The sequence below is a fragment of the Cohnella endophytica genome, from assembly GCF_003628305.1.
GTDB lineage: Bacteria > Bacillota > Bacilli > Paenibacillales > Paenibacillaceae > Cohnella > Cohnella endophytica.
The window spans coordinates 123,023-136,119 of the sequence record NZ_RBZM01000006.1 but is presented as its reverse complement, the minus strand read 5'-3'; the positions used below and the strand labels follow the sequence as shown (position 1 = coordinate 136,119).

Sequence of the window (13,097 nt, the reverse complement as noted above, 5' to 3'; positions counted from 1 at the left end):
TAAGGTTGATTACGATCTTGGCTCTGCCTCTTTTTTCGATAGTATCCATGTCCCTAGCTCGATGTTATCCACTTCTTCACATATGTTTTCTAGCTTCCAGCGGATGCCCGATTACGGGAAACTCCCCGATTCTCAGCTTGGCACCGCCGTATGGCACGAGTTCAAGATCCACGATCGGTTGACCGTCCGAGTTCGGATGAAGAGGTGGAGTACCCGCGTTGTTGCCCTCCATTTTCCAATCGCGAATCAGCTGCCCTTTCGCTTTCAGCCGGATGGGCGAGTCGTTCACGTCGAAAGGTTGATAGGCCATATCGGACAACTCGACTTGGAATTCGTTCTCGGATAACAAGCCGTATTTCCACGGGGAACCCGGGTAGATTTCCCAATCGTGGAATTTCTCCCGTTTCGTCAACAGTTGCCAGTTCTCTTGGACCGGAAGCGCGTAGACAAGAGGACCTCTCTCCACGCTAACCGCATATAGATTGCGATTGACCGTCTTGACCGTCATCGGGAGGTTCAATGACAATCGGTCTCCGCTCCCCCAATTGCGAGTAACGTTGGCATAGCCGTTGTTGACCTGAAGCTGGACGAGCTCGCCGTTCACCGTCAGAGTAGGATCGATGCTCCATTCGGGAATTCGAAGCGTGATGCCGAACGTCGCCTGACGGCTCAGTTTCAACGAGATTTCGACCGTTTCACGGAACGGGTAGTTGCCGGTAACCTCGAGCTCCGCTGCCGCTTCGTTTGCTCCGGCATAGCCCACTTCCGTCTTCACCGTGCAAGGCGCATAGGACACCGCTACGAGTCCGCCCGCTCCGTCTTTCATCCACAAATGCGAGACGAATTTCGGCCACCCTTGGTGCATGTTCGAGGTGCAACAGCCGAAGTTAGGCTCCAGGCCGAACAAGTTGGCATCCGGGCCGTTGCTCCAAGAACGCGGTGCGACGTTGCACACGATCTGGTTGACTTGCTGATCGTATTGATGCGACGTCCAGTCCTTGGAGATCGTCGCGGGCAGCGCGTTAAACGCGACCTTCTCGAGAATGTCGCCGAACCGGCCTTCCCCGAACACTCTTGTTAGCTGTTCCATGGAAAACATGTATTCCACGACTGCGCACAGCTCGACGCCTTGGCTCGGATGCGTACCGGATAGCCACTCGTCTCCCGAGAACATGCCATGGGCTTGACCGTGGTAAGTCATCAGACTGTCGATGCCCCTATGCACGGCGTCTCTTTCCTTGGCATCTCCCGTTAGTTCGTAACGGACGCCAGGCGCCTTGATGCCCATCGCTACGTTGACTACGTGCGTCTTCCAATCCCATTGCTCGACTTTCCGCCAGAACGGGAAGTCGCGGAACACTTCGGTCCAACCCGTCGTCTGTCCGGCAACGATTGCCGCCAACTCCAAGAGAAACGAATCATTCGTCTTCCTATGCAGCCAATGGATCGTCAACAGCATCTCCATGCCGCGGGCTTCGGCCCACCCTCTTAAAGGCTGATCTTCGATCGTTTTATGCACATAACGGAAAAACGACGTCAAGAACGGGACCACCCGCGTATCTTGGGAAGCTTCCGCGTATTGCGTCATGACCTTAAGCATGATCATGTAATGCCACCAATCTTGCTCCTTGTCCACGTCGCCGTTAACCGTCTCGATTCGCTCCGGACCGAAGGAACCGTCCTCCCGCTGGCTTCCCAGCGACCATTCGACCCAGCGATTGGCCTTGGCGATCAAATGTCCGTCTTCCAACAGATAAGCAAGCGGAAGCAAGCCGTCCAAGTAATAAGGGCCACGTTCCCAGCTCTCCCCCTTGCCCCCGATCCAGCCGTTATCCGGGCCGACGTCCGCCCAATGTTCCTCGAGATGACCGGTTAAGCCGTCCGCTTGAATTCGCAATTGATCGCGAAGCCACTCGCCGGGTTTGATCGCTCCTAGCGGTAGCTCTTCGAATGCCGTATAGGTTGTTTTCATCGTCTCGCACCTCGCTTATTTGTAATATCTATTAGGATAATAAAGAGACTTGCCGCCTTGTTTTCTTTATACTTAAAAGACGAGACTGTCGTTATTGGAGGATACCGAATGTTCCGATTCATCTCTCCGCCTTTACCGCACTTCATCGTCTGCGGGGAAGACACGTATCCTGCCGGTGGTCGGCATTCCGACCGTTCCGGAATCGGCGAATTCGATCTTCTGATCGTTACGCGCGGATGCCTTTATATGGCTGAAGAGTCGGTATCGCTCACCATTCCTTCAGGTTCGTTCGCCCTGCTTCGGCCGGATCGCGCGCATCGGACGACGGAGCCTTGCCGGGAGGAAACCCATTTCTTCTGGGCACACTTCCAGACGCTCGGCAGTTGGCACGAGACGGAAGCGGAGCTTGGTCCGGACGAGCTCCGGCCGGACGACGCCTTCCGCGAAATCCACCGTTTCGCTTTTTACTTGCCCCGATCCGGGAAATTGTCGTCTCCGGACGCTGCGTACGCTTGGTTGCGCCAACTGATATCTTTGCAGACGGACTCCTCCTCGACTTCGCAATGGCGGCAACAGCTCGTCTTCCAGGAGTTGCTATTGCGCCTGCAAGATGATACGAAGCTACCCGAGAGTAGCTCCTATTTGAAGATCGCCGACGAAGCCGCCTCTTTCCTGCGCCGAAATTACAAAGAGTCGTTATCCTATAAAGCGATGTCCGAAGAGCTCCACTTTCATTTCAATTATATCGCCCTCTGCATGAAACGTGCCTACGGCTACACGCCGCTCGAGTACTTGACCCGCTATCGCGTAGAACAAGCAAAGCGGCTGCTAATCGATACGAACGAGCCTGTCGGCAGGATCGCCGAGGAAACCGGCTTCGGCTCCTTCCCTTATTTCGTCCGTTGCTTCGGCCGGCAGGTCGGGGCTACGCCCAAGGCGTTCCGAATGCGATTTCGCTCTCCTTACGGATAAAATTGGATAACTTTACTATAGCACCGATAGATCCCTTTTTCCGATATCCGAATACACACACTTATTGTCCGATCGCAACATCACCGAGGTCTTATTTTCTCAGCAATAAGAAAGGACAAGCGGAATCCGCTTGTCCTTTCTTTATATATACTTACCGATTATTCATAGGTTAAGGCTTCCGTCAGCAACAACAGCGTCAATCCTTGCCCGTACAATGTCGGGAAGATCGGTACCCGATCGTACGCCTCCACGCTCTCGAGCACGGGCGTGCCGCCGGAAACGCCATCGACCGCGCCGTTGTCGGCGATCTTGGACAGCACGGCGGCTACCGTTCGGTCTGCGCTGCTCTTCATCGCTTCGGGAACGAGTCCCATGCGGGCCGCCTTGTACAAGCCGTAAGCGATGCCGGCCGATCCCGATGTTTCTTCGTAATAGTCGGAGTGGTCCAATACGGTCGGCCATAGCCCGCTTTCGTTCTGCCGCGCGACTATCGCCTCGGCGAGCTTACGATACCTTGCATTGATCTCCTCCAGCACCCCAGGATCGCCAAGTCCGAAGTCTCCCGCTCCCTCCAGCGCCTCCAATATCATCGGAATTCCGCAAACGTTCCAGGCGTTCGCCCGATTCCATCTGGCCGCGGACATCCAATCGCCCGCTTCGCAGTTCCAACCGTGGAAGAGCAAACCCGTCTCTTCGTCCTGCAAGGCTTGAAGGTGCAGAAGCACCTGCCGAAGCGCCTCGTCCGCCATCCTGCGATCCTTTAACATCCGAGCGGTTCGCGCCAGGAACAGAACGGCCATGAAAATCGTATCGGCCCAAATCTGTTCGCGAAACGAGGCGTTCTCGGTGACCGTATGCTCGAAAGCGCCGTTCTTCGTCCGGGGAGCCTGCTCCATCATCCAATAGGCGATTTCCTCTGCTTTCGATTCGTAATACAACATTCCCTTTTTCGCGTATAACTGCGGGAAGATGGCGAAAGGCGCCATCGAATTGATGACTTTGACGGAATCGGACTGCCCCTTGTTCTTCTCCACCCAAGCCGCTACCTCTTCGATGGCGCGTTCGTCGCCCGTCACCTCCCCATACTCCGCGGCAGCGATAATTCCCACGCCGGAATTCCAATCCCACCGATCGATATTCATCGCCCAGTCCGTCCATTCATGGTCGCCCCATTCCGAAGGCTCGCCATGCATCATATAACTGTAGACTTTGCCTGCCGCCGCTTCCAAATCGCTCCTTCTCAACCTGAACATCCCCTTTTTCTATTCGACTCCGTTACCTTTACCACGCTTGATTGCGGTATTCGGTCGGCGTCAGCCCGTACTGCTTCTTAAAGCTCTCGCGAAAATGATCCTGATCCGCATAGCCGATCCTGTCGCAAATCTCGTAAATCCGGTTGCCGGGATCCAGCAATAAACGCGCCGCTTCTTCCATGCGCAGTCGGATGATCAGATGGTTGATCGTCGTGCCGGTCACGTCCTTCACGAGCAGGTTCATATATTTCTCGCTCAGTCCGACCGCCGTCGCTACGTCCGACAAAGCCAGATCCCTGCTCATGAATCGATCCTTCACATACCGAATCGCTTGCTCGACCAACTTCTTCTTTTTCAAATTGCCGGACATCTCGCCGGGAAGCAACATCTCCGATAGATGAGGCAGCTTATCCTTCGATACCTGTTCTGCGATCGCCCGCTCCCGGCGTTCTTCCCGTTCCTTGCTTATCGTCGCGGTCGCGCGAGACACGACGGTCTCAATCTCGGCCGGATCGATCGGCTTCAGCACATAGTCGAGCACCTGGAGCTTGATCGCTTTCCTGGCATGCTCGAATTCGTTCAGCCCGGAAAGTATGATGCACCGGATATCGGGCCTACGGACCTGAATGGCTTCTATCAGCTCTAATCCGTTCATCTTGGGCATCCCGATATCCGTTAACAGGAGATCCGCATCCTCGTCCTCCAGCCGATCCAATGCTTCTTTGCCGTTAGGGACGGCGCCAAGTAACGTTATGCCTAACGTCTCCCAAGGAATAGAGCGAACCAGCGTATCCCGCACGGTTTTCACGTCTTCGGCAATGAGAAGCTTATACATTCGCGAGCACCTCCGTTCTAATCCGGTAAGGAACGACGACTTCGACGCAGGTTCCCTCTTCGATATCCGCATACCGCAAGCCGTAAGCCTCGCCACAATGCAATTGGATTCTCCGATGGACGTTTAACGTGCCGTAACCTGTTTTCATGCCGCCGTTCCTGCCCTCGACCTCGCCGCCCGTATGATCCCGAAGCATGCGATTCATCCGCTCGGGATCGCAGCCTCTTCCATTGTCTTCGATGCGCAGAATGATCGCCTTGTCCTTAAGCCGGGCGGTAATGGCAATCCTGCACTCGGACGTACGCTCCGCGAACCCGTGTATAATGGCATTCTCGACTAACGGCTGCAACGTAAGATGTACGATTAGGGCCGATAAAATATCCTCCGGCACCCTGATCTCCACCTGAAGATTGTCCATCATCATCTGTTGAATATGAAGATAAGCTTCGACCATCCGCACCTCATCCCCCAAGGAAATCCAAGCTTCTCCCCGATTCAAACTGTGACGGAATACGTTGGCTAGAGAACGAACAATCTGGCTCGCTTCCCGATCTCCCGCCATAATCGCACGGCAATTGATAAGATCCAGAGTATTGTAGAGGAAATGGGGGTTAATCTGGGAATGCAACAGCTCAAGTTGAAGCTGTCGGCGTTCCATCTCTTCGACGAAGGACTTCTCGATGAGTCCATGCAGAGTAATGAGCATAGAGGAGAATTTCTGACCCAGCTCATCCACCTCGTAAATCCCCGAATTCTGCTCGGGCAGCGGCTCCTTGAATTCTAGAACCTCCGGACGATGCATCGCCGAGACCAGCCTAGTAATCGGAACGGTTACCCGCACGACGATCCTTCGAAGAATAAAGCCCGCGATCAGCAAGGCAGCGATTGCGGTTGCCGCGCCTATTGCCGATATGGCGAAGGTATATTGGCTGAAATGGCTTTCCGGAACGACCGTCAGCAGCTTCCATCCATTCGCGAATGTCTCGTACATCACCCGGTGCTGCTCGCCGTCGATTCTCGAGACCAACGACCCCTTATTTCCTTCCATTGCACGCACATACGGTAGTTCTCCTACAGGCTCTAAGAAACTGTACCGCTCACTAAAGATGACTTGATTGCTCTCATCCAGCAAGAGATGATACCCCTTCTCCAGCTGCGCATTTTCGAATACGCTTTGAATGCTCCCCGTGTCCGCTCCGATGATGACGGTGCCAATGCTCCGACCGTCTTTAATGCTAGTCTTCGTTCTCGCCGAATAGATCATGGTAGAATTGGATTGTCCCGTCCTCTGCCCCCACCACTCGGTCTGCCGTGCACCGCGTTTCAAGCTGCGATACCACTCCTGATTTTGTAAATCATCGTATTTGTAGATACCTGTCGTTGGATCGAAATGATCGGTTGCTATGTCAAATAGACCGCTTTCCGGCTCCAGAGCAACGGAAACTACGTAAGACTTCTTGGCGGCGCTGCGCGAACCAAAATCGTTAAGGAGGGATAGCAGGGACAGATTCTCCAGATTCGTCTGCAAGGCGAAATAATCTCCGACCGCTTCATAAGATTGTTGGTACCTGTTTTCGAGCAAGCCTTCTATCGATGGATTGGATAAAATAAAGGCTGCCACATTATTCATCGTATCGAATTGATACCATACGTTCCTATAGACGAATTTCATCGATTGATCTGCCATGTTGAGCGTATGATCATTCTGAACTCGAATGAGAATGTAGCTGGCTGCAGAGGCAAAAAAAGTGATGATGATGACGATCAGCGCAAAGATAGGAAGACTGAGACGTGAAAGCAATCCGGAACTCCCGTTCTTCGTTCGTTTACGCATGGTCATCCTCTCCCTCTTCCTTCACCGTTGTTATCGCAGAAGCCCCATCGGCCGGTATTCACCGTCCGAGGGGCTCCTCCATCTTAGATTGTCAGAACTTATACGTTGATTAGATTGTAAATCACCTGAGCCGCCTCAGCGCGAGTAGAGATGCCATTCGGTACGAACAAGCCCTCTGCCCGGCCGCGGATCAGCTTAAATGCTGCCGCATCCTTCACGTATGGTAAAGCCCAGGCAGAGATTCGAGATGCGTCCGTGAACGTTGCGCTTGCACCGGAAGCCATATTTCCATTTATGGACCGATACGCCTTCATCGTCATGGTCACCATTTGCTCTCGCGTCATGAGGCCGTACGGATCAAACATCGTTGCGCTCGTACCGGTGACGATTCCCGCTTCATAAGCGATCGACACCGCTTGCGCATACCATTTATCCGCAGGCACATCGGCGAATGAATTCTCGCCCGACTTCGTTAGTTTCAGCGCATTCACCAGCATCGCTGTAAATTCCGCGCGCGTGATGGAACGGCCAGGCTCGAACTTCGCAGCGCTTGTACCTTGGATGATCTGCTTAGCCGTCAATTCCTGGATCACATTGTAAGCCCAATGCTTGGTCGACAGGTCGGCGAAATCCTTCTTCACCTCAAGAACCGCATATTTACTGAAGTGCCGAATTTCCGCGATCATTTCACCGTCGTCATATTTCCCGCCGATCCATTCAAGCTGACCCTCTTCGGAGAGGAAATAGATGCCTGTCAGCTTCGGATTCATGGAAGAGTCAATCTTCAACCGGATCGTGATCGGCTGATCGAAATTCGTCAGCTTCTCGATACTTCCACTTGCCGTTGTAAGGGTTAGGCTCAACTCGTAGACGTCGCTACCATGCTTGATGGCCGCGTTAGCCAATTGCTGACCTTTGGCAAGAAGCGCCTGGGCGTCGGAAGACTTCAGCGGCTCGAGCTTCAGCGATATCGTGCTGTCTTGCAGCTCCTCTGCCGAGATTCGGCCTGCTAATTGTTGGAACAAAGCAGACGGAATTTCAAGCGCAAGCCTATCTGTCTTCACTTCAAGCTTGTTCTCCGCCAGAAGGGCCGCTGCATTCGCGGGCAGCTTAACTTCCGTCGTATTCGCCGGCACCTCGACAGTGCTTCTGCCATTGGAGCCATTCTTGAGTGAATTCGCCGGAACTGTTACTATTCCGGATGCTGAAGGCGTGACCGGTTGACCTATTCCGGTTCCCGTCGTTGGCGGCAATGACGGACCCTCGCCATCTCCACCGCTTCCTTCATTTTCATCGGGAGGCACTGGATGATGATCTATGAATTCGAAGGCGTCGTATAGCGCGGTGTTCTTCGAGTCAGCCGTTCCTTGAGTCCATTGAATAAAGTTATCTCTGCCGTTCTGATAATCCGCATCGTTGACCGCGATGTTAAATCCAATGGTATGGCCAAGCTTCGGCATTAAATCCTTGACGTACGCAGTCGGAATCTTAAATTCATAAATTGTTCTGCCCGCTGCCTCATCCCGAATCGCTTTGAAAGGAACTTGCCCGCTTACATCGCCATTCGGATTAGGCGGCGCCGAGTAGAAAATATTAACAAGGTGCGTGCCATCATCCGCCAACGCAAGACCCCACTCGACATCGTCGGAACCGTAAGGGGACTGCCGATTATTCAGAGGATCCAGACTTACCTGTACCGAGTCGTTCTTCCACATATTCGCCGCATTTTCCGATTGCTTGTGTACGTTGTCTCGGACGGATACCGCGAAATACATCCCGTCGGCAGCCCACTTGGCATACGCTACCGCCTCAAGATTATCAGGATCGTGGTGTCCTGTCGCATTCTGGTCCTTTCTGCGGAGATGAATCGGATAGGCGTCCTTCCAATCCTTCAAGTTTCCATCAACCGTCACGCCGTTTATCGACTGAATAAGGTTAAAGTCCAGCGGCATAGCCATGTCGTGGAAAATCACCTTGCCGCTCGATGTCTCCTCCACTTGCAGGTCGACATGATATTCATTGAAATCAGCGCGCTCATGATGTGTCCAGCGGAAATCCATTTGAATACGATCGCCCTTCTTCAGCCCGCTGAAGGCGCTCGAGATAACCGGAGTTAGCAGACTTCCATCAGGTCCTTTGATGCTCACTTTACCCGACTTTTCCGAGGATGATGTTCCCGTCAATTGCACAGTGACCACATCCAGCTCCTCAATCGTCTTCTTAACAGGAAGAAGCTTTACATCCAGCCCGTCCTCAACGGTCAACTGAACCTTCTTCGTGTCGAACGCTGCTCCGTCGTGCACGACTTCAAGTTCGATCTCGTAACGACCCTTAAGCGTCCCCTCCGGTACGAGCACCTGATAAGGCTGGTCTAGCGAACCTTGGGCAGGAATCGTCAAATCTCTCATGCTAGGCTCCGTTTGCGAGGACTCCCAACCATTCGGTAACTTCAAATTTACCTTTACCTGCTGCGGAGCTTCCGTGCTATTTACTAAGGAAAGATTAAGCTCAGTGGCATAGCCGGCCTCCCCGTTAACCTGAGTCGGTGTAACATTGGACAACACTCCAATGAACTTGGCCTGCTCAGAGTCGACCATCGCTGACGCGACGCCCGCGAATTCCCGCGCCAGTAAATTATAAGCATAGCTTTCCGCATGACTGCCTCGTAAGAATGCAGCCTCTGCCAGTCTGCCGTATCTATTCAGACGGAGCACCGCTGACGCGGATACCGGCATGACGCTGTAGTCGCCTTTCTTAGCATTGAACGAAGCAACTGCCGTTTGTACAGCGGCGCTGTAGTCCAAGCTGTTCGTGCCAGCACCGTCAAGCGCATACACTAATGCGACCGAAGCGCTTTCCGCTAGGTTGTATAAGGCTTCCAACGCAACATATCCAGGAGCGCTCTCCATGGAGCCGTTCTTGATCTGGCCAGCAATCTGTACCATCAGCGTGTAAATATCTTTGATTCCCTGCTCCAAACCTGCAGAATGGCTTCCATTCCCGCTAGCCGCAGCCAACTGCAGCATGATTCGCGCAATCTCGGCCGCATCGCTGTCGATAAGAGCAGCATTGCCCGTAACCCGCGTCTTGTTCAGCTTGACGATCGCTTCCTGCTTCTTGTTTTGAAGAAGCTGGGCCGCAGATTGGAACACGAAGTCCGCAGGAGCCCCTGTAAGATAGACGGGCGATCCGGACACAACGAGCTGGATACCGCCTGCGCCTACCGTTACAGGGATTTCAACGCCATTAATATCCATAACCTTCAATCCCGCTGCTCCGAACGGAAGCGTTATGGTGCTAGTAGGAGGCTTGACAGCCGGATTGTCCTTATGATCAACCTTCTTCCAAGCCGTAATCACGGGCTGTCCATCACTCAAGAACACTTCAACCGTAACGTCCGGATTCCCGGTATCCCAGGTTCCAATGTAACGAGCCTTGTCCAACGTCGTCATCAACTGGTTGACTGCCGGATAAGCAAGCTTAGGCCGCCCATTATTGTCCGTAATCCCCCAGAAGATGTCGTAATAACGATCGTCAGTTCCATCGTTCTTGTAATCGTAATATTCATAAGCCTTCACCTGGTCCGTTACCATATAATTCAGGAAGGCGCGTACGATATAATCCCGTTGGATTTCTTCCGACACGGATGGATAGCCGCTATTGGCGGTCGGCCAGCCGCCCTCAGTCAAATAGTAATCCTTCCAGCCTCCATAAGCGTTGACCAGATCCTTAACGCCATTCATAAGGTTCTGCAGGTTGCCGTCCGGCATGGAGTTATACACATACGGATGGTAAGAATAGGCGTCTGCATAATCAAATGATCCTAGCTCCAGTTCCTTCGGAAGAACGCTTAGCACACTGGAGGTGTGGTCGCCGGCGAGCAGCATCGCATCCGGATCCGCCTTCTTCATGTTGAGATAAGCGACCTTCTGCAGCTGTACGAATTCCGCAGGGAAATAAGGCTTCGAGAAAATCTCCGGCTCGTTCGGCATTTCCCATTGCCGGATCTTGCCTTTATATTTCGCAACCGTATTCGCAACGAAATCGCCCATCGCTTTCAAGGCGGATGTCGTATTCACGGTGCCGGATTGATAATTCGCATTTTTGTCGATAGCTAGTACCGTAATTTGGTTAAATCCGTACGAGAACAGCTTATCCAGTTGAGGATCGACCCTGCTATAATCGTACACGGTTGCTCCTGACGCATCCTTAACATTCTTGTCCACGTCCTCCCATGTAATGCCGGATCGGTGGTGACGGGCTCCCATCTTACGGGCTCCGTCAATTATGTCGTCCTTCCAATTCAGAGCATAGTGCGTGTTTAGTCCGAACTTGCTCTCATTATCCAGATCAAGCCCTTTTACCGGTGCGGCCTTCTTTATGACTGCAAGGCGCATTCGTTTCGATTTATCAGACTGTTTCACTCCGTCTACTTTAAAGTCGGCTGACACCTCATAGGTTCCGACAGAGTTAAGCCGCGGCTCGAAAGCGATTATATCTTTGCTTGTCGCATACTTACCAAGGCTATAGCTTTTCGTCCCGGAAGCAACAACCGCCTTGTCGCCATCCGCGCGGCGCACCGAATAGTTCATCTGGAACTCATGCGCTGCTGCTCCGGCGTCCAATGCCAAGGCGAGTCCTGGAACCTCGTCCTGCGTATAGATTCCCACGAAATTGCCGGATGGTTGAAGATCTACAACGTAAGGCGACTGTACTGGTTCAATAGAGAAATCATCAATCATGAGATTAATGCCGCCGACTACGTTCCATTGAAAGTAGCCCTTGGTGAGCGCCAGCGAGTCGGAATCCTCTCCGCTGGCGATCTCGAGACCATCTATGAACAGCTTGTGGGTGATACCGCTTACTTGCAGCTCATACTCATGCCACTCGTCTAGCAATGATTTCACGTAGTTCGCTAGATAGTAGTTACCTCCGAGCGTAGTCTTGCGCATAATAAAATATTTCGAGTTATGAGTTGCCCATTCCATCGCGTTGTTGTTCGCATCATCTATGGCGCGGTAACGGAAACGCCAAGTATTCTGCACCGCATCGCTTGTCCGTTCATATTTTACTTTGAATTTGACGATAAAATTGTCCACGTTCTGGTACATGGGAAGGTTCAGTTTAGCGCTTCCGGAACCATTCAGATTGAACACCTTGTTACCGTCCGGAAGCTCAATCACCCTCGTATTTCCGCCTACCGTCCACCCTGCGGGAACCGTGTTCGGCGTCTCGCCGTCAAAGTTGTTCGTGTACGGTGCAATCACTCCCAAGGAAACCGTAATCTCGCCGGTTTCCGGATAACGAGCAATACCGCCCTCCCCATTCTGCGCCGTTATATAATAACGGATCTGATCGGATTGGCTCGATCCCGGAATCGTCCCCGAAAAGACACCGCTTCCAATTCCGCTCGGTTGCAGCATGAGATCGAGCGCATCATTTCCATAACCGTAATGGATGATTGCTGAAGTAGAATAGGTGGCATCCGTGACGGAAAAGGTAACAGGCACGTTCGCATTGTATGGAACATCCGTCACAGGCATGTGCGCAATGGAATATTCAGCGGGTGCAGCGGCAATCGGCGCAACCGTTACTTGATCCACATTCAGATAGACAGCCGTACCTGCAGTCAGACTTTTCAGAGAAAAGCCAATCCCGCCCGCCATTAAGGAGGAATCGGTGAATACGGTCACCAATGTACCATCGATATAAAGCTTGAATTCAGACCCCTTTACCTCTACTTTATACTGATGCCAATCCGTCAGATTAAAACCCGGGATCGCAGTAGCGATATTCACCGGAGCGCCGACAATTTCGGTTGTCGAGGAATTCGGGTATTTCCATAATTCTACGAAATTGGAGTTCTTAAATTCTAGAAAGTAATAGCTCGTACTGGAGGAGTACCGGAATATCGTCCGGAAGCGATCTCCTTGCGCCTTGAACTCTAGATTGTAATCCGTGACCGTGTAAGGAAGCTGGGTCGCTTTGACTACCGCGCGTTGGGGTCCCGTTAGCGTCGTTGTACCTTTGAGCTGGGCCTCCGTTCCGTTGCCCTGAACTTGCCACGAGGTACTCCCGAATAGATCCCAGTTTCCCAAACCCCCGGCAAAGCTGTCTTCGTATAACGGAGTCGGTGCCGCCGCTTGAGTCGAAACCGGTAACACGGGCAGCAACAAAGAAACGATCAGCAGCGTGGATATGCTGCGGAGAATCTTTTTCATTCGATAACCA

General features: G+C 52.7%; 6 protein-coding genes. 1 reads left to right on the top strand and 5 read right to left on the bottom strand.

What is annotated here, in order from left to right:
• Positions 1-76 precede the first annotated feature (76 nt).
• On the bottom strand, positions 77-1,972 hold the full coding sequence (locus tag D7Z26_RS14490; protein WP_120977695.1) for a beta-L-arabinofuranosidase domain-containing protein: 1,896 nt from the start codon (positions 1,970-1,972) through the stop codon (positions 77-79).
• Positions 1,973-2,080: 108 nt separating this feature from the next.
• Between D7Z26_RS14490 and D7Z26_RS14485 the strand changes: the two genes are divergently transcribed.
• On the top strand, positions 2,081-2,944 hold the full coding sequence (locus tag D7Z26_RS14485; protein WP_120977694.1) for a helix-turn-helix transcriptional regulator: 864 nt from the start codon (positions 2,081-2,083) through the stop codon (positions 2,942-2,944).
• Between the two features lie 158 nt (positions 2,945-3,102).
• On the opposite strand, the gene D7Z26_RS14480 is transcribed toward D7Z26_RS14485, so the two are convergent.
• The 4 genes from D7Z26_RS14480 to D7Z26_RS14460 all read right to left on the bottom strand — a co-directional run bounded on the left by D7Z26_RS14480 (position 3,103) and on the right by D7Z26_RS14460 (position 13,087).
• Entirely contained in the window at positions 3,103-4,188 is a 1,086-nt protein-coding gene (locus D7Z26_RS14480; protein ID WP_158602323.1) for a glycoside hydrolase family 88/105 protein, read from the bottom strand.
• A gap of 37 nt (positions 4,189-4,225) precedes the next feature.
• A complete protein-coding gene (locus D7Z26_RS27190; RefSeq protein WP_158602322.1) occupies positions 4,226-5,032 on the bottom strand; it encodes a response regulator transcription factor in 807 nt (268 codons plus the stop codon).
• Positions 5,025-6,866: a cache domain-containing sensor histidine kinase gene (locus D7Z26_RS14465; protein WP_158602321.1), complete on the bottom strand. Its 1,842-nt coding sequence runs from the start codon at positions 6,864-6,866 to the stop codon at positions 5,025-5,027. The genes D7Z26_RS27190 and D7Z26_RS14465 overlap by 8 nt, the downstream gene beginning before the upstream one ends.
• A gap of 98 nt (positions 6,867-6,964) precedes the next feature.
• A complete protein-coding gene (locus D7Z26_RS14460; RefSeq protein WP_158602320.1) occupies positions 6,965-13,087 on the bottom strand; it encodes an S-layer homology domain-containing protein in 6,123 nt (2,040 codons plus the stop codon).
• Positions 13,088-13,097: the final 10 nt, after the last annotated feature.